The sequence below is a fragment of the Streptomyces sp. NPDC047081 genome, assembly GCF_040643775.1.
Lineage (GTDB): Bacteria > Actinomycetota > Actinomycetes > Streptomycetales > Streptomycetaceae > Streptomyces.
The window spans coordinates 406,513-423,931 of record NZ_JBEYUY010000003.1; the positions used below are offsets into that span (position 1 = coordinate 406,513).

Annotated in this window: 15 protein-coding genes; 6 read left to right on the forward strand and 9 right to left on the reverse strand. The window is 70.4% G+C overall.

All coding sequences use genetic code 11. From position 1 onward, the window contains the following. Positions 1 to 111: 111 nt before the first annotated feature. Genes ABZ848_RS07630 through pstC form a run of 4 tightly spaced genes read right to left on the reverse strand, consistent with a single transcriptional unit; the run spans position 112 to position 6,632 of the window. Positions 112 to 2,739 (reverse strand): hypothetical protein, encoded by a 2,628-nt coding sequence (locus ABZ848_RS07630; protein WP_360826794.1) that lies wholly within the window; start codon positions 2,737 to 2,739, stop codon positions 112 to 114. Then, complete coding sequence (pstS, locus tag ABZ848_RS07635; RefSeq protein ID WP_360826797.1) at positions 2,736 to 4,385, reverse strand: phosphate ABC transporter substrate-binding protein PstS; 1,650 nt, start codon at positions 4,383 to 4,385, stop codon at positions 2,736 to 2,738. Before pstS ends, ABZ848_RS07630 begins: the two co-directional genes overlap by 4 nt. Beyond that, on the reverse strand, positions 4,385 to 5,647 hold the full coding sequence (gene pstA / locus ABZ848_RS07640) for a phosphate ABC transporter permease PstA (protein ID WP_360826800.1): 1,263 nt from the start codon (positions 5,645 to 5,647) through the stop codon (positions 4,385 to 4,387). The genes pstS and pstA overlap by 1 nt, the downstream gene beginning before the upstream one ends. 10 nt (positions 5,648 to 5,657) lie before the next feature. Then, complete coding sequence (pstC, locus tag ABZ848_RS07645) at positions 5,658 to 6,632, reverse strand: phosphate ABC transporter permease subunit PstC (protein ID WP_360826803.1); 975 nt, start codon at positions 6,630 to 6,632, stop codon at positions 5,658 to 5,660. 362 nt (positions 6,633 to 6,994) lie between these two features. Between pstC and ABZ848_RS07650 the strand changes: the two genes are divergently transcribed. Both ABZ848_RS07650 and ABZ848_RS07655 read left to right on the forward strand, forming a co-directional pair. Next, positions 6,995 to 7,393: a luciferase family protein gene (locus ABZ848_RS07650; protein WP_360826806.1), complete on the forward strand. Its 399-nt coding sequence runs from the start codon at positions 6,995 to 6,997 to the stop codon at positions 7,391 to 7,393. 177 nt (positions 7,394 to 7,570) lie between these two features. After that, entirely contained in the window at positions 7,571 to 9,550 is a 1,980-nt protein-coding gene (locus ABZ848_RS07655; protein ID WP_360826809.1) for an Ig-like domain repeat protein, read from the forward strand. Here the strand turns inward: ABZ848_RS07655 and ABZ848_RS07660 are convergent. After that, positions 9,547 to 10,110 (reverse strand): GrpB family protein, encoded by a 564-nt coding sequence (locus ABZ848_RS07660; protein WP_360826812.1) that lies wholly within the window; start codon positions 10,108 to 10,110, stop codon positions 9,547 to 9,549. The two genes, ABZ848_RS07655 and ABZ848_RS07660, sit on opposite strands and share 4 nt — an antisense overlap. A 45-nt stretch (positions 10,111 to 10,155) precedes the next feature. Here ABZ848_RS07660 and ABZ848_RS07665 point away from each other — a divergent pair, with 45 nt between their 5' ends. Continuing rightward, the gene (locus ABZ848_RS07665) at positions 10,156 to 10,524 is read left to right on the forward strand and encodes a DUF6479 family protein (protein WP_360826815.1); all 369 of its coding nucleotides are present in this window, start codon (positions 10,156 to 10,158) and stop codon (positions 10,522 to 10,524) included. Between the two features lie 52 nt (positions 10,525 to 10,576). Here the strand turns inward: ABZ848_RS07665 and ABZ848_RS07670 are convergent, their stop codons facing one another. Continuing rightward, positions 10,577 to 11,263 (reverse strand): DUF6445 family protein, encoded by a 687-nt coding sequence (locus tag ABZ848_RS07670; protein WP_360826817.1) that lies wholly within the window; start codon positions 11,261 to 11,263, stop codon positions 10,577 to 10,579. A gap of 272 nt (positions 11,264 to 11,535) precedes the next feature. On the opposite strand from ABZ848_RS07670, the gene ABZ848_RS07675 reads away from it, so the two are divergent. The 3 genes from ABZ848_RS07675 (at position 11,536) to ABZ848_RS07685 (ending at position 14,608) form a co-directional block, all read left to right on the forward strand. After that, entirely contained in the window at positions 11,536 to 12,270 is a 735-nt protein-coding gene (locus ABZ848_RS07675; RefSeq protein ID WP_360827219.1) for a DUF4142 domain-containing protein, read from the forward strand. Between the two features lie 276 nt (positions 12,271 to 12,546). Further along, a complete protein-coding gene (locus tag ABZ848_RS07680) occupies positions 12,547 to 13,467 on the forward strand; it encodes an LAETG motif-containing sortase-dependent surface protein (RefSeq protein ID WP_360826820.1) in 921 nt (306 codons plus the stop codon). Between the two features lie 58 nt (positions 13,468 to 13,525). Next, positions 13,526 to 14,608, forward strand: coding sequence for a HoxN/HupN/NixA family nickel/cobalt transporter (locus ABZ848_RS07685; protein WP_360826823.1), 1,083 nt, complete (start codon positions 13,526 to 13,528; stop codon positions 14,606 to 14,608). A gap of 4 nt (positions 14,609 to 14,612) precedes the next feature. Here the strand turns inward: ABZ848_RS07685 and ABZ848_RS07690 are convergent, their stop codons facing one another. The 3 genes from ABZ848_RS07690 to ABZ848_RS07700 all read right to left on the reverse strand — a co-directional run bounded on the left by ABZ848_RS07690 (position 14,613) and on the right by ABZ848_RS07700 (position 17,270). Next, entirely contained in the window at positions 14,613 to 15,101 is a 489-nt protein-coding gene (locus ABZ848_RS07690; protein ID WP_360826826.1) for a hypothetical protein, read from the reverse strand. An 88-nt stretch (positions 15,102 to 15,189) separates the two neighbouring features. Then, positions 15,190 to 16,188 carry a helix-turn-helix domain-containing protein gene (locus ABZ848_RS07695; protein WP_360826829.1) on the reverse strand — a complete coding sequence of 333 codons (999 nt, stop codon included), beginning with the start codon at positions 16,186 to 16,188 and terminating at the stop codon, positions 15,190 to 15,192. A 110-nt stretch (positions 16,189 to 16,298) separates the two neighbouring features. Further along, positions 16,299 to 17,270 (reverse strand): nucleoside hydrolase, encoded by a 972-nt coding sequence (locus ABZ848_RS07700; protein WP_360826832.1) that lies wholly within the window; start codon positions 17,268 to 17,270, stop codon positions 16,299 to 16,301. Positions 17,271 to 17,419 lie beyond the last annotated feature (149 nt).

A 17,419-nucleotide genomic window follows, 5' to 3' on the forward strand; every position in this document is an offset into this window, starting at 1 on the left:
GTCTCCGTGACTGTGCGAAGGGGTGGATCTGGCAGGGTGGTACAGGCCGTCCGCCCCGACTGCCTTTCGGGGCGGGCGGCCGTCTGTGGGGAGGGCGCGTAGCGCCCTCTTCTAGGGGCGCGGGGAACTGCGCGACAAGCCACGACGGGCCCGCAGCCGACGAACTGCCGTCCTCGCGGTAGCCATCGATGGCAGCCGCCTTCCGCCCGCAAAGGGCGCCCCGGCCCCGGCAACCGCACCGAGCGCCGCACCGACCGGCACGGCGTAACGCAGCGGGTTGGCCGGGTCGGCCGGGGTCGTACCGGCGGCCGTCGTCTGCAGGGCCTTCCCGCCGTCGTACGAGGCGGACGCGCTAGGCGAGGCACTCGCCCCGCCGCCCCCCGCACCAGCACCACCGCCAGCCCCCGCACCGCTCGTACTGCCGTCGGCCCCCGTGCCCGAGCCCGAGTCACCGCCAGTCGAGCCGCCCGAGGATCCGGAGCCGTCGGCCGAGGAGCTCCCCTTGTAGTGGAGCAACGCCGTCGCCGCCGCGGCCGTCCGCGCCCGCTGCTTCGTGGAGAGCGGCGCGTACCCGGCCGGCAGCCGACCCGGGTCCGCCCCGCTGACCTGCCCGGAGTTCGCCGCGTACGTGAGCAGGGAGGCGTAGTCCTTACGGGCGTCGGTCTTCAGCTTGGCCGGGCGGACGGCCGCGTAGACCAGTTGGGCCAGCGGATAGGCGCCCTTGGCCTTGGCACCCGCCGGGGTGATCTCGGCGGCGCCCTTGCCGGTCGCGCTGTTGGCCGCGGCGGTCAGGGACGCGGTCGTCGGGGCGACGAACTTGCCCGCAGCGTTGCGGAGTTGGGCCGTCTGGAGACCGTAGCGCGCCGCCGAGGCCGCGTCCGTGATGGTGATGACGAAGCGGGAGCCGACGTTCTGCGGGCCGGGGCTCTTGAAGGCCGGCGGGCTGGCGAGCGCGTCCCAGCTCGACTTCCACAGGGTGTCGGCGCGGCGGGTGTGCAGGGCGCCGGCGTGCATGTCCTCGACGTACGGGTGGAAGTCGGTCATGCACTGCTTGAGCGTGGCGCCGCTGCCGGGCGGGATCGTGCACCAGGGGTCGCTCTTCGGGTACTCGTCGAGGTTCGACGGCTCGAACGCGGCGCCGGTCGGGTTCAGGTCGGCGTTGGTGCTGTAGTACGGGTTGACCCGCATGCCGTCGTCGTCGGGGACCCCGGCGAGGAACTGCCGGGCCTCCTTGTCCGAGGTGATCCACTGCCACAGCGCGCGGGCGCTGTCGGTGTGGCCGAGCGAGGTCATCAGGTCGGTGTCGGTGGCCGGCGTCTCGGAGACCGAGAGGTGGGCGAACTCCGGGTTGAGGGCGATGAACTCGGGGTCGCTCGCCAGGCCCGCCGGGTTGTTCTTGGCCCAGCCGTAGCCCTTGGCCGCGCTGCCGCTGATCATGGCTCCCCAGGGGGAGTTGCGGTACGACTCGGTGAGCAGCTTGGCGACCAGGCGCGGGGTCAGCCTGATCGACATGACCTTCGTGCCGGCGAGCTTCTCGATCGAGGCGGGCGCGTCGGCCTTCGGTCTGCGCTCGATGGTGAAGCCGATGACCGCTCCGGACAGGGCCACGGGTGCGTACGTCGTGGTGTCCGAGGGCGCGGCCGAGCTGGCGTCGGCGCCCAACGCCCTGGTGGTGAAGGTGAGTCCGGAGGAGCCGTCGTTGCTGAGCCGGGCGCGGGCGTCCGGCTCGCCCATCTCGGTGTAGCTGTACACCTTGCCGGTGGGACACAGGGCCGCCTGCCAGCTGGTCATGGCGTCGGCGGCCAGCTCGCTGCCGGTGGTCGGACGCTCCTTCGCGCCGAGCGCGCAGTTGGTGCCGACGGAGTTGAAGCGCAGCGGGACGGCGACCCGGTTGGCCCAGTTGGTGGAGGAGACGGGGGAGCCCGCGTTGACCTGGCTGGTGTCGGCGTACGGCTTGCCGTCGAGGTCGAGGTGGCCCTGCGGGACGATCACCAGCCAGCAACTGCGCGGCTTGGTCACGCCGTTGGTCTTCACCGGGGCGCCGCAGCCGAGGTGCGGGGCCTCGTTCGCGGTCTGCACCTCGAAGAACTCGCTGCCGGTGCCGTCGGCGCCGGTGCGGGCGAAGTCGACCTCGTTGGTGGTGTTGCGGTTGAAGAACTGGTTGTTCTGGGTGTTGGTGGTGATCGTCGTGCCGTCCACCGACTTGAAGGGGACCTCGCCGGGCGCGTTGGGGTTCGCGGCGCCGTAGCGGTTGTCCTGGCCGTAGTTGGTGGGTTCGGCGCTGTAGAAGACCTTGCGGGTGTCGTCGTAGTCGTTGCCGGGCCAGCTGGAGCGGTCGGTCGTCGGCGAGGCCCCGTACTGGCACTGGGTGCGCGGCGGGCCGGGGTTGGACGGGACCGTGCCGTCGTCGTCGCCCCAGCACTGCATGATCTGCACGAAGTCCGTGTCGAACTGCGTGCCCGCGAAGCTCGTCGAGGCGCCACCGGTCCAGGAGACCGTGATCGCCTGGCTGGTGAGGTGGCTGGTCTGCGAGACCGTGAACCTCATGTCCTTGAACTCGCCCCGCCCCGAGACGGTGACGGCGGAGCCACTCGCTGCCGTCGCGGGCGGCGCGGACTGGGCCACCGCGAAGCCGGCGAGCGCGCCGACGGTGGCGCCGGCGACGATCCGCAGCAGCAGACGTCGTACCCGACGGGTCGCGAACTCCCGTCCGGCGGCGGCGAATCCGGTTCCGGTCATCGCGAACTCCCGTCCGAGGCGCGGCCGATGAGGCGCGAGACGATCGAGGGCAGCAGGATCAGGCCGAGGATCAGGAAGGCGGCCAGCACCATCAGCGTCTGGGTGCTCGTCCAGCCGCTGCGCCCGGCCACCGCGACCGGCTGGGCGAGGGCGACGGTGCCGCCCGCGTTCGTGGCCGCGGTTCCGGTGCCGTCCGGGGAGAGGGTCTGGCCGGTGTCGGGGTCGACGGAGGGCTGACCGCTGCCGCCGGACGCGCCGCCCGCCGCCGTACCGCCGGCGCTCGCACCGCCCGCGGACGTACCGCCGGAGGACCCGCCGGTCGTACCACCGCCGCCCGAACTCCCGCCGCCGCTACCGGCCTTGGCGCCGCCGCTGCCCGTGGTGCAGGGCGCGGCGCCCTTCTTGTCGCAGGCCTTCGGGTACGGCGCCGTCTCCGCGAGCCGGTTGCGGCCGCTCGCGGTGAAGGTCGGGTTGTTGCAGCCCTTGATGTTGATGTTCTGCGTCTTCACGCCCGGGATCCGGCGGATCTGGTCGAAGCCGGCCTGCACCAGGTTGATCGGCAGCGGCGAGTAGCCGAGGTCGGGCGCCTGCTGCTGGCCCTGGCACATGAAGTAGTACGAGAACGCTCCGAGCGTCTTGCCCTTGGCCTTGGTGAAGGTGCCCTGCTCCTTCAGCGGCAGGATCATGTACGAGTAACTGGACAGCGGGTAGTTGCGCCGGTCGCTGTCGTTGTAGACCCCGTCGAGCTGCTGGGTGAGGTAGTCCGCCGAGCTCTTGTTGGTGTTGATCTTCGCCTTGAGGAGGGAGACCGCCACGTTCTGCGGGGTCGGCTCGGTGTAGTAGCCCGCGTGGTTGAGGACCTTGGCCACCGGATAGTGCGCGTTGAGGGCGTACGAGTAGTTGACGTAACCGATCGCGCCCTCGCCGTAGTTCTGGGCGACGTAACCCGCGACGCCGAGGTCGCCGGACTGGGCGATCATGCCCGAGACGGTCGGGTAGTACGAGGTCTGCCCGCACGCGCCCGAGCGGCCGACCTTTGCGCAGTAGGCGTTCCACAGCGCCTTGTGCTGGTTGGCCATCCACATCGTGAACTGGGCGGTGGAGCCGGAGCCGTCGGAGCGGACGACCGGGACGATCGTGCGGTGCGGGAGCTGGATGCCGGGGTTGTCGGCCTTGATCGCCGCGTCGTCCCAGGTCTTGATGACGCCGGTGAAGATCTTGGTGACCACGTCGCCGGAGAGGCGGAGGTTGGTGACGCGCTTGCCGTTGACGGTCAGGTGGTACATGAAGACGGTGCCGCCGGCGACGATCGGCATGTAGGCGTAGCTTCCGGCGGCGGGGCGTTCCGCTGCGCTGCCGTCGGTGGGGTGCGTCTGGAAGGGGATGTCCGAGACGGCGAAGTCGACGGTGCCGGAGAGGAACTGGCGGCGGCCGTCCGAGGAACCGGTGCCGGCGTAGCTGATGCGCATGCCGTACTGGTTGACGGCCCGGCGCCATTCGTCGACGGCGTTCTCGGCCCAGGTGGAGCCGGCGCCGGCGATGGGGGTGTAGCTGTCGGCCTGGGCGGGGGTGGCTGTGGCGAGGATGCCTATGAGCGCGGCCAGGATGCCCAGGCGTCTGAGGGCGTTGATGACTAGGCTGGACATCAGTGGCGGTCGCCTTCGGTTGCGGTGTTGGGTTCGTCGTCTGGTGCGGGTGCTTCGTGGCTGGTCGCGCAGTTCCCCGCGCCCCTAGCGGCGTTGATCTCCACGAACCTTTCGAGGTCCCGTCGGGACGCCCTCGCCGCCCTGCGGGCCTGCCTCTTGCTCTGGTGGCCCGGCCCCCGCCCGCCGATGATCCGTGCGATCGCGAAGAGCACCAGCACCAGTGCCATCAGGACCGCCGCCGCTCCGAAACCGCGGGCGATCATCGTCGGCTCGGGGGAGCGGACGAAGTTGAAGACCGCCAGGGGGAGGGAGATCATCGGGCCGTTGGTCGGGTTGGCGTTCAGGGCCGCCGTGAAGCCTGCCGTCAGGAGGACCGGGGACGTCTCGCCGATGCCTCTCGCCGTGCCGAGGATGACCGCCGTCGCCAGGCCCGAGCGGGCCGTCGGCAGGACCACGTGCCAGACCGTCCGCCAGCGCGGAGCGCCCAGCGCCTCCGCCGCCTCCGTGAGGTTGCCCGGTACCAGGCGCAGGACGACGTCCGCCGCGCGGATCACGATCGGCAGCATCATCACACTGATCGCGAACCCCGCCGCCAGGCCCGACTTCTGCATGCCGAGCCCGAGGATCCAGACCGCGTACACCATCAGGCCCGCGACGATGGACGGCAGCGCCGTCATCGCCTCGACGATCGTGCGGACGAAGCGGGAGAAGCGGCCCGGGATCTGGTTCAGGTACACCGCGCAGGCCAGGCCCAGCGGGACCGTGATCGCCAGCGCGATGGTGATCATGATGAGCGTGCCGAGCATGGCGTGCGCGATGCCGCCGTTGGTCAGCGGATCCAGCGGGCCCGCAGCCTGCATGTCCTGGGTGAGGAAGTTGCCGTGCGGCAGGGCCTCGCGACCGCGCCAGGCGGTGAAGCCGACGACCAGGGCGAGCGCGGTGAACAGCAGCGCCGCCGCCGTCCACAGCACGACCGTCATCACCCGGTCCCGTACCGCCTGACCGTCCTCCTCCAGGCCGGTCAGCACGGCGTAGACGAGCAGGAAGGCCACGTACGCGGTGACGAAGAAGCCCAACGGGCCGGAGAACGGGGCGAGTTCACCGAACAGCAGCACCGCGACGCACAGGCCGGAGGCCGCCGCGCCGAACAGGGACAGCACACCGGAGCGGGTCGGGCCGCCGATACGGCGGGGGCGGTCGGGAGTCTCGGGAGCGGGGGCCGCTGCCTCAACCGCCCCCGCCGCCAGGGGAGTCTTTTCCACGACGGTCATCTCATGCCTCGCTCTGCGCGCCGGACCGGGAACGGGCCACGATGGAGGAGGCGGTGAAGTTGACCGCCAGGGTGAGCAGGAACAGCGCCAGGCCCGCCGCCATCAGGGCCGACATGCCGAAGGTGGACGCGTCGCCGTAGTGCAGGGCGATGAGCGAGGAGACCGAGTTCGAGCCGGTCTGCAGGATGTGCGGCTGGATCACGAAGACCGGCGAGATGATCATGTAGACGGCGATCGTCTCGCCCATCGCCCGGCCGAGCCCCAGCATGGTGCCGCCGATGATCCCGCCCATGCCGTACGGCAGTACGACCGAGCGGATCATGCCCCAGCGGGTCGCGCCGAGCGCGTACGCGCCCTCCCGTTCACCGGCGGGCGCCTGAGCGAACACCTCGCGCATGACCGAGCACTGGATCGGCGCGACCATCAGCGCGACGACCAGGCCGGCGACGAAGGTGGACGCCGTGTAGACGCTGTCCGAGGCGAGCGGCTCGCCCGGCTGGGTGCCGTCCACCTTGAAGACGGGGATCCAGCCGAGCCAGTCGGACAGCCAGCGGGACAGGCCGATGACGTGCTGCTGGAAGAAGAAGAGCCCCCACAGGCCGTACACCACCGACGGGACCGCCGCCATCAGGTCGACCATCGTGACCAGGGTGCGGCGCAGCCGGCGCGGGGCCACGTCCGAGATGAACAACGCCGTGCCGACCGCCAGAGGTACCGATACGACGACCGCGACGGCGGCCACCAGAAGGGTGCCGGTGAGCACGGCCGCGATGCCGAACCTGTGGACGTCCGGCTGCCATTCGGCCGTGGTGAGGAACTTGACGACACCCACCGCGCGCAGCGCCTGCGCGGCCCGCAGCAGCAGGAACAGTCCGACGGCCGCCATGATCGCGAGGACCACGACGCCGGTCGCGGTCAACTGGTGCCGGAAGAGCCGGTCGCCGAGCCCGCGGGCCGACTGCGGCCTGCGCGGCACGGCCGGATCGGACTCCGGACCACCGAACCCCGGACTGCCGGACTCCGGTCTACCGGACTCCGATCCGTCGGATTCCGGTCTGCCGGAATCCTTCTGAGCGGACAGCACGTGCGCCCCCCAAAGGAAACGATTCGCCCCCTACGCGTCCCCAGGTGGTGCCGCGCGGAGAGAGTCAATGGCCGGTTCCTGTCGCCGCGTGGCGTGATCTATGGCCAGCGAATGAACGGTCCATGTCATTTCAGTGGGGCGTCTGTGGAGGTGTCCGCACAGGAGGCATCTCCGGCACATCCGGATCCGTCTCCTACGGGTTACGAATCCTCCAATCTCTGGTGGCTGCGCGGTGAGCACCGCACTATGGGTTCATGACACCGGCCCAGAAAGCCATGAAGGCGCTGGAGGCATGGCCCGATCTCACGCCATGTCCGACCAGTTGCGGCACGGGCCGTGCGCTCAGGTACGCCCGGGACGAGATCGTCCACTTCCACTCCGACCGGGACGTGGACCTGCACCTCACCACGCCGGCGATCCAGCGGCTGCACTACGACTTCGCTGAGTCGACCGCGATCCGCATGGTCCCGGGCTCCCGTTGGGTCACCGTGCACCTGGACTGCGACACCGATGTCGACCTGCTGCTCAGCCTGGTCAGCGTGGCCCTCAAGGCGCACGCCGCCCACCACGGCCGCCCGCCGGCCCCGGACGTGTCGACGGGACTGTGCAACTTCCACCGGGTGACGGTGCTGCCGCGGGACGCCGACGTCTGAAGCCCTGAGGAAGCCCTGAAAGCCCGGCCGTCCGAAATACCTTTCCCGGGTGTCACAGGCATGACATAAGGTGCCCCCAGGCAGCCGCGCCCCTTCGTCACCGCACGTCAGGGTGTTGCGCGGCGCTCTCATCTCCCCCGTCTCGTACGGGGTTTCTTCGTGGGGGTATCAGTAACTGTGCGCAGGCGCAGCATCTCGACCGCGACGGCGCTCGCGGTCCTCTTCAGCTCGGCGGCGCTCGCCGTCTCCGCGACCGGCACCGCGGCGGCCGACTCCGCCAAGGTCCTGCCGGTGAAGTCGGTCGGCGACGTGGTCGTGGACGGCGTGCACAAGCTCGTCTACGTCTCCGACCCGACCAGCGGCAAGATCGTGGTCGCCGACTACACGGGCGCGGTGCGGGCGACGGTGGCGGGCGAGCCCGGGGTGACCGGTCTCGCCCTGTCCGCCGACTCCTCGCAGCTGTACGCGGCCGTCAAGGGCGACAAGCGGATCGTCGCGATCGACACCCAGACCGCGACGCCCATCTTCAGCTACTCGCTGGGCACGGCCGCGCCGGACGACCTGGAGCTGGTGGACGGCCGGATCTGGTTCTCCACGGCGACCGACTTCGGCTCGCTCGACATCTCCGGCGCCGAGCCCGTCGTACACCTCGCGCAGAAGGGCGACGTCGACTTCTCCGGCGCGTACGGGACCTTCCTGGCCGCCGACCCGGCCGTCCCGGGCGTCCTGGTGGCGGGCAACGGCGGCGAGCTCGCCGTGTACGACGTCACGGCCGACGGCGCCACGCTGCGCACCAAGGGCAGCATGGACACGAGCACGAAGCAGCTCGACCTGACGCCCGACGGCAAGCAGGTCCTCACCTCGTGGGGCGACCCGGAGACCGGCTACGCCATCGGCGCCTACTCGGCCACCGACCTGGGCAAGCAGACGGGCTATCCCGTCGACGCGTACCCGAACGCCGTGCGGGTCGCCCCGGACGGCACCGTGGCGGGCGGCAGCGACTCCTCGTACGACCCCGACGTCCACGTCTTCCACCCCGGCGAGCAGTCCCCGGTGCGGGAGTACGACTTCCCCAACACCGGTACCAGCAGCGGTTCCGACCTCCTCGTGCCGGGCGCGCTGGCCTGGGCGCCGGACAGCAGCCGCCTGTTCGCCGTGTCCGAGAACAACGGCGGCGTCTTCACCCTGCGCGTGCTGACCGACCCCACCAAGGAGCTGCCGGTCCTCAAGGTCTCCGCTCCGGCGAAGGCGGACCGGGCGAAGAAGCTGACGGTCACCGGCAAGCTGACGTCGAGGACCCCGCTCCCGGCCGGCACGAGCCTGACCGTGACCCGTACCGACCTCGACTCCCCGAACGGCAAGGCCCTGCCGGTCGCGAAGACGAAGGCCGACGGCAGTTTCTCCTTCACCGACACCCCGCCGGCCGGCGGCAAGGTCACCTACAAGGTGTCCTTCGCGGGCGACGCGACCCACGTGGCGGCGGCCGGTTCGGACGCGGTGACGGTGTCCCGCAAGTCCACGTCGCTGAGCCTGAACAACAACGGCAAGGTGTACTCGTACGGCAAGGACGTCAAGTTCACCGCGCACCTCGGTACGACGTACAAGAACCGCAAGGTCGAGATCTGGGCCGACCCGTTCGGCGCGGACAAGCCGAAGAAGCTGGTCAAGTCCGGCACGGTCAACTCCAGCGGGAACATCGCCGCCTGGGTCGACATGAAGCGCGACACGACGGTCTCCGCGGTCTTCGCCGGTGACTCGCGCTACGCGCCGAAGACGGTCAAGGTCACGGCCTACGCCAGGGTGAGCGTCTCCACGGCGGTCTCCAAGCACTACAAGACGGCCAAGATCGGCTCGACGAAGTACTACTGGTTCCACAAGAACACCGACCCGGTGCTCACCACGACCATGACGTACTACAAGGGCCGCAAGCACCGCCTCGACCTCCAGGTCTACTACGCGGGCAAGTGGTACGACGCCGACCTCGACCCGAACTACTTCGCGCTCGGCACCAGCGGCAAGTCCGTCCTCCAGCTCGGCGCCCCGGGCGAGTCCGGCATCAGGGCCCGCTTCCGCTCGGCGTACATCAACGCCTCGTCGGGTGACACGGTCAACTCGACGACCTACAGCGGGTGGAAGTACCTGTACTTCTCCAACTAGGGCGACTGTGAAGGGCGACGGCGAGGGCCGTCGCCCTTCTCCCACACCGGCACCGGCGGCAGCCCGAGCTCGGCGCGGGCGCGGTCGGTGAGTTCCTGGACGACGGCGGTCTTGGCCCGCGCGTAGTCCCGGGCCGGTGTGCCGGCCGCGGCCAGGGCCCGCTTGGCCTGCCCGTAGCGGGCGGCCTCCGCGAGGTGGGCGCGCAGGTAGTCGCGGAGGATCCGCTGGTTCCTGGTGGGCCAGCTGTCGTACGTCACCACGTGCAGGATGTGGCTGCGGGCGCCGGCCCCGGTGCGGACGACGTACAGGAGCCGGTCGGTCATGCCGTTGTCGTGCGGGCAAAAGCCGAGCGCGGCGAGGGCCGGCTCGTGGGGGCGGGCGTCGGCGAGGTCGTGGACGGCTCCCATGAGGTCGATGACCGGCTTGGCGGGGAGGCCGGGGACCGCCGTGGAGCCGATGTGCTCCAGGCCGAGGAAGAGCCCGGGGGCCGCGGACCGCAGCGCGGCGACCGCCTCGGCGGCCCGGCGGGGCCAGTCCGGGTCGTAATCGGCGATCCGCACGGTCTCGACCTCCCCATTCCTCCCGTTTGGGTCGATAATCGAAGCATGAGTACGGCGACGTTTGTAGTAGCGGCCACGTCGAGCGAGGTACTCAACGTGATCGCCGCCTTTGTCGGTGGCCTGATCATCGCCGGTGCACTGATCTGGGCCGTGCAGTTCGGCATGAGGGTCCGCGACCGCGAGCTTCCGCGGCCGAATCCGGACGAGCAGCCCCATCTCCCCGCCGGCGGTCCGGTGTGGGAGACGCGCGAGATGCGGGAGCCGGACGAGGTCCCGCAGGCGCCGGACGGGCAGCGCCTCATGCCCTACGACCTCCACCACTCGGGCAGCAGGACGGGAAGGGACCAGCAGCGCAGGCGCTGGCTGCCGGGCAGCAGCGGCAGCTTCGGCAGCGGCGGCCTCGGGCACTCCTAGCGACGGGCGACGAGCGGGCCGCCGTAAAGGACGCCCTGCAAGGAAGCCCTGCTCAGGCCATCCAGAAGAAGACCGCGGTCATCCGCTTCTCCTCCAGCGTCTTGCCGGTGTACCCGGTGGCGCTGTGCACGAGGTTGGCGTTGTAGAGGAGCAGGCGGTTGTACTTGTGCGGGACGCGCACGTCCTCCTCGAAGTGGTCCCCGGGCACGAACCGGGTGCCGAGGGCCTCGACGAGGTTGTTGTGCGGGGCTTGGACGACGTTGCCGCCGAGTCGGCCGCCGGGCAGGGACTGGCGGTAGAAGGCGGTGCCGCAGTCCTTGCCGACGCCGGGGTTGAGGTACAGCACGGCCGCGTACCGGCACAGCGCCCGTGAGTCGGTGTGCGGGCGCGGCTCGCTCTCGCCCTCGCCGACGACCTGGACGCAGTTGTGGTTGAGGGTGCCGCCGCCGGGCGCCTGCTGCACCCAGAGCTGTTTTGCGCCGGTCGCCTTCTTCACCAGCCGTTCCACGACGGCGAGTTCGGCCGGCTCCAGGCCCGGCATGGTGCGCAGGCCCGGCCAGGTCTCCGAGGTGTACGGGTAGCCCCGCACCCAGTCGTCCTTCGCCAGACAGCGGTCCCGTACGGCGTCCACGTCCGGCAGGACGTCGTCGAACACCCAGAAGTCGCGGCCCTTGGTGGGCTTGCGGTAGGGCAGGACGGGAAGGGCCGCGGGAATCCTCGGCTGGGGCTGTGGGGGCATGGGCCGAATCTAGGTCGAGGTTTCCTCCAGACTCACCCGTCAACTGGTCAACATTCCGTCAACAGTTGTCATGACCACAGCCAGCAACATCTCCATCGCGTCGGCATGGCGTGCCTCACATCCGCCGGTCTTTGCCAAATCAAAAGGTTCGGCGGCCCGTTGTGATCCGTACTCCCCTCCGTCCGACCAACCGCCGTACGACCACAGGCGGTATCCCCGACCGGGCAGGAGGCACGGTGCGCTTTTCGCGGAACGCGACGGGAACGCTCTTTGTGGGCGGAGCCCTCAGTCTCACTCTCGCCGCACTCGCCTATCCCGCGATGCTCGGCGTCAACACCGTGTCCAGTTCGGGATCGAGAGTCATCGCACAGACCCAGTGGGGACCGCTGACGGAGGCGGACCGCGACTTCGTGGTCAAGGTGCGCGCGGCGGGTCTGTGGGAGTACCCGGTCGGCCAGCTGGGCCTGCAGAAAGGCCAGAGCCAGGCGGTCAAGACCGCCAGCAAGCACCTGATCGACGGTCACGCGGCGCTGGACGCCAGTTGCCGCAAGATCAGCACGATGCTGAACATCACGATCCCCAACGTGGCCAGCCCCCAGCAGGTGGGCTTCGTCAACACCCTCAAGGCGGACAGCGGCAAGCAGTTCGACACGGACTTCGCCAACATCCTGCGGGTGACGCACGGTTCGATCTTCAACACGATCGCGAAGATCCGCTCGACCACCAAGAACACCGTGGTGCGGGCGCTCGCCGACCAGGCCAACGCGACGGTGCTGGACCACATCACCGTCATGGAGAACACCGGCCTGGTCAACTTCGACCAGGTCCTCTTCCAGGAGACGACCCCGCCGAAGCTGCCCGCCAAGGACCTGACCCCGCCGCCCCCGGCCGCCGGCCAGCCGCAGGTCGTGCTCACGCCACCGGTGGACAGCACCACCCAGCCGCCGGTCCTGCCGGGCGAGTCCTCGGCGGGTACGGGCGCGAGCCCGAGCCCGACGGTGGGGTGAACGGACGGCAGGCCGAGCGACGAACGGATGACGGGCGGCGACCGAATGCGGAGCCGCCCGTTCCTGCTGTGGCGAAATTGTGATGGAGCTTTGAACTATCCCCGCGTTACCGCAGGTTGACAGCGTTCGACCACGGGATCCACGATGTGATCGCACCTGTGGCCCATGTGACCAGTGGGCCCGGTGTTACTCAGACCATCATCCCCGGTACGGCCGGCTGCCGCATGCTGCCCGCGCCGCCGTACCCGGGTCCTGCATGCCGAGATGGGGATCCGCATGTCCATAGCGAGCCGTGTCATCGTGCGACGCCTGCTGGGAACGGGCGCCGCGTCGCTCGCGATCTGCGCCGCCACCGCCTCCGTCGCCTGGGCCGGTGACTGCCCGGGCGGCGACGGCTGGGAGTCCGGTGGCAGTTACAAGCCCGGGACGGGCGCCGGCTCGAAGACCGAGACCGACCGCTGCGAGTTCTCCCTCGACGGCAAGAACTTCTACGCCTCGGTCAAGGTCGACGACCTGAACCTCAAGCCGACCGACGACGGCAAGGTCCACGTCACGGTCCGCACCGCCGGCGACGCCTCCACCTGCACCGCCTCGCTCGCCTCCTACCTGGCCCACGGCGCCACCTTCGCCACCTCCGGCCAGCAGGTCTTCCACGACTTCGACACGGTGACCGTGAAGCCCGGCAAGACCGACACCCTCGACATCGCGGTGCCGGACGCGGGCTGCTTCGCGCAGATCGACCTCTACCGGGGCGCCACCAAGTTCGACGGCAAGCTGGACGCGGGCGACGGCTTCGAGCACGGCGACCTGCCCGCCGGTCCCGACCACGCGGTCATCAAGGACAAGCTGATCGCCTCCTGGAACGGCGGCACGAAGGACTGCACGACCACCGAGTCGCAGCCCCCGACCACCCCGCCCGCCTCCACCCCGCCCGCCTCCACGCCGCCGTCGACCCCGGCCGGGGAGACCACCCCGCCGGCCTCCGAGACGCCGTCGACCGAGTCCCCCACCCCGTCCGCCTCCGAGTCGACCGCGACCCCGGCCTCCTCGCCGTCCCCGAACGGCGGCAGCGGTGACCTCGCGGAGACCGGTGGCGGCAGCGACAGCGGCATCATCGCTGGCGGCGCCGCCGCCCTCCTCGCGGCCGGCGCGGCCATCGTGGTGACGACGCGGCGCCGCCGTACGTCCCGCTCCTGAGCCAGCCCCCTGAGGACGAGCGCCCCGGAGACCCCCGCTCCGGGGCGTTCGTCATGTCATGGCTTACGGTCACGAAGTGATCCACAACGAGCCCGACCGCCGTACGACCGAGCCCGGTCCGTCCGCCGCCTTCCGCTGGCGACGCGAGGACACCGTCAGGACGGCGGTCCTGATGGGAGCGATAGCCGTCCTGCACGTCGTGGCCTTCGGCATCCTGTTCCTGCTCGTCGCGCCCGGCCACTACGAGGTCGGCGACAAGGCCTTCGGCATCGGACTCGGCGTCACCGCCTACACCTTGGGCATGCGGCACGCCTTCGACGCGGACCACATAGCCGCCATCGACAACACCACCCGCAAGCTGATGGCCGACGGCAAGCGGCCGGTGTCGGTGGGCTTCTGGTTCGCGCTCGGCCACTCCAGCGTGGTGGTCCTGCTGGCGGCGATGATCGCGGGCGGCACACAGCTCGCGGGCCGCGTGATGGACGAGAACTCCCGCACCCATCAAGTCCTCGGCCTCATGGGTACGACGGTCTCGGCGACGTTCCTCTACCTGGTCGCCGCGCTCAACCTGGTCGCCCTGGCCGGCATCCTGCGCGTGTTCCGGGCGATGCGGGCGGGCTCGTACGACGAGAAGGAACTCGAACAGCACCTGGATTCCCGGGGCTTCATGAACCGCGTCCTGGGCCGCCTCACCAGGTCGATCACCCGCCCCGGCCAGATGTTCCCCCTGGGCTTCCTCTTCGGCCTCGGCTTCGACACGGCGACCGAGGTCACGCTGATGGTGATGGCGGGCTCGGGAGCGGCGTCCGGTCTCCCCTGGTACGCGATCCTCTGCCTCCCGCTGCTCTTCGCGGCCGGCATGAGCCTCTTCGACACCCTCGACGGCACGTTCATGAACTTCGCCTACCAGTGGGCTTTCTCGAACCCCGTCCGCAAGGTCTTCTACAACCTCACGATCACCGGTCTGTCCATCGCGGTCGCCTTCTTCATCGCCACGACGGAACTCTTCGGCCTCGACCTCGGCAACGTCGGCTACATCGTGGTCGGCCTGTTCGTGCTGGTCTGGGCGGCGGCGGTGACGTACTGGCGGCTCGCGCGGGTGGAACAGAGATGGACCGCGCGAGCCGCCGACACGCCGTGAGGGGTCAGCAGTTGCGGATGGACCAGACCGGCGTCCAGTCGTAGGACACCTGACCGGCGCCCGGGGTGACCGTGGCGATCACGCCGCCGCCCTGGTTGTAGAAGTACGTGGTCGGATTGCCCGTCTGGTTGTCCCAGTAGAAGCCGGTGCCGTTCCAGTTGGACAGGGAGTACCGGGCGCAGTTGTACAGGAAGAACACCTTCCAGTTGCTCGTCGTCGGGTCCCAGACACCGGCGCAGAAGTTGCCCACGTTGCAGGTGTACGTGGCTCCGGGCGCCACGTGGGTGGTGCTCGTGGACGGCGAGATGCCGGGCGAGACGGCCAGCGCCGACATCGCCCGCGCATCCTTGGGTGCCGCGGGCGCGGTCAGGACATGACCGGCCTTGCCGTGAGCCGCGGGCGCGGCCGCCTGCGCCGGGCCGGCCACGAACAGCGCCGCCAGCGCCACCGCGAACGCGGCGAGCAGCCCGAGTACGGATCGTTTGTCGCGCATCTGTGAAACCCCCTGTAATGGACGCGACTTGGTCGTCGCCCAGACTGGCGGGAGCCACCACCAGCGGGCCACGAGTTGAAGCCGTGCCTTAAACGGAGGTGCGCGTGCCGGTGAGGAGGGCGAGGCCCGCGGGCGTGATGGTGTGCAGGACGTACCGCTTGCGCCGCACGCTCAGCAGCAGCCCCGCCCGCCGCAGCACCGCCGTGTGCTGACTGGCCGCCGCCCCCGATATGCCGACCCGCTCGGCGAGTTCACCGGTGGTGCGCCCGGTGACGACGTCCTCCAGGATCGCCGCCCGGGTACGCCCGAGCAGCGCGCCCAGCTCCGCCCCGGACCGCCCGCCGCCGCGCCCGCGGGCCCAGCCGAGGGTGTGCTCGATGGGGTGCACGAGAACCGGCGCCCGGTCGGCGGCCGGGTCGGCGAGCATGACGGGTCTTCGCACACAGAAGAAGGAAGCCTGCAGCACCAGCCCCCGCCCACCCAGATGCACATCGCGCTCGACGGGATAGTCGGCCTCCAGCACCGGCGGGCTCCAGCGCAGCGCGGGCGAGAACCCCGCGAGCAGCCCGTCGACGCCGCCCGCGAGCGCCGCCCTGGCCCGGTCCTGCCGGTCGGCGTCGACCTGGGCCCGGATCTGCGGCCAGAAGGGGGCCAGGGCTCGCCGGTGGTATCCGTGCAGGGCGGCACCGAGCCGCCGTAACGCCTCGGGGTCGCCGTCGGCGAGTGGACGGACGTCCGGCAGGAGCCTACGGAGGTGCGGGGAGACCGCGAGCCGGGTCAGGTCGGCGCGCAGCCGCGTGCGGGGCGTGGTCAGCACGGTGTCGACGGCGCTCGCCAGGTCATGGGTGCCGAGCCGGTCGGGGGTGAGGAAGTCGGGCGAGTAGCCGCGGGGCGGCAGCAGCGCGGTGAGCAGTGTGTCGGCCGGCCCGAGCAGCGGCCGTACAAGACGCCGCCACTGCCCGAACACGGGAGAGTCGTCGGAAGAAGCCAGTAACTGGAAACTGTTGGCGATCTCCCAGAGCGGATCGGGTACGGCGGCGACGCGCACGCGCGCGATGTCCTCCGCCGTGAAGTGCACGCGCAACATGGGGGGTTCTCCGAGAGGTGGAGTGTCGGACGATGCCCCACGAGCGTTGCCCAGCCCCACGGACCCGGACAAGGCGGCATTCGGACACCGCACTTCACCTTTCGGGAAATTCAGTCAGTACGCTCCACGGTCTCCAGGTACAGCTTCACGTACCGCTCGACGTCGACGTCCAACGCGACGTGCACCAGGGCCTGTTGCCGGCCACCCTCATGGATCTCCGCCTCACCGGGACGCGAACGCCGGTCGACGATGGTCTGCCCCCGGGTCGGTCCGGGCGCCAACGAGACCTCGACGGGCAACAGCCGCGTACCGATCCCCTCCGGGTCGATCACCGCGCAGACCGCGCCCGCGTCGCCGAGGCCGCCGGAGGGGTCGTCGCCGTCGGGGTCGGGCGCGGAGGGCCGGTGCGCGAGGAGCTCGCCGGCGAGCCGGGTGCCCGGTTCCGTACTGGCTCGCAGCCGCCGTACATCCGCGCCGGGGACGACGACCCGCTGGAAGACGTCCAGGCCGTACATGGTGATCGGCACCCCTGCGGTCAGCAGTATCGCGGCGGCCTCCGGATCGTGCCAGACGTTGAACTCGGCGACGGGCGTGGCGTTCCCGGTGGCGACCGCGCCGCCCATGAAGACGATCCGCTCGATGTTGCGGACGACTTCGGGGTGCGTACGAAGGAGCAGCGCGATGTTGGTGAGCGGCGCGGTCGGGATCAGCGTGACGGGTCGCGGGGAGGCGAGAATCTCGCGCCGCAGCAAGCTGATGGCATCCACGTCGGCGGGACCCCGCCGCGGCACGGGCAACCCTCCGATATCCCCCATCCCGTCCTCACCGTGCACATGCCGAGCCGACCGGGCCCGCTCGATCAACGGCCGCTCGGCACCCCGCCCGACGGGAATGTCCCCGGCCCCGGCCACCTCCAGCACGGTCAAGGTGTTCCGCACGACCCCGTCGACATCGGTGTTCCCGGCAACACAGGTGACGGCACGCAACTCCAGCCCCGGATGCCGCACGGCAAGCAGCAGGGCGAGCGCGTCATCAACCCCGGTGTCACAGTCAATGATCACCGGAACAGGCAGACCGCCCATCACAACACCCTCCACATCCCCAAGCCACCCCACGCGACCGGACGACAGCGACCTTACGACCACACCGGCAACCGGGTCACAGCCGACACCACCACACCGCCGGCGCACACGCCCGGGAGTAGGTCGGCACGGCCCCACCGGCCGGCAGG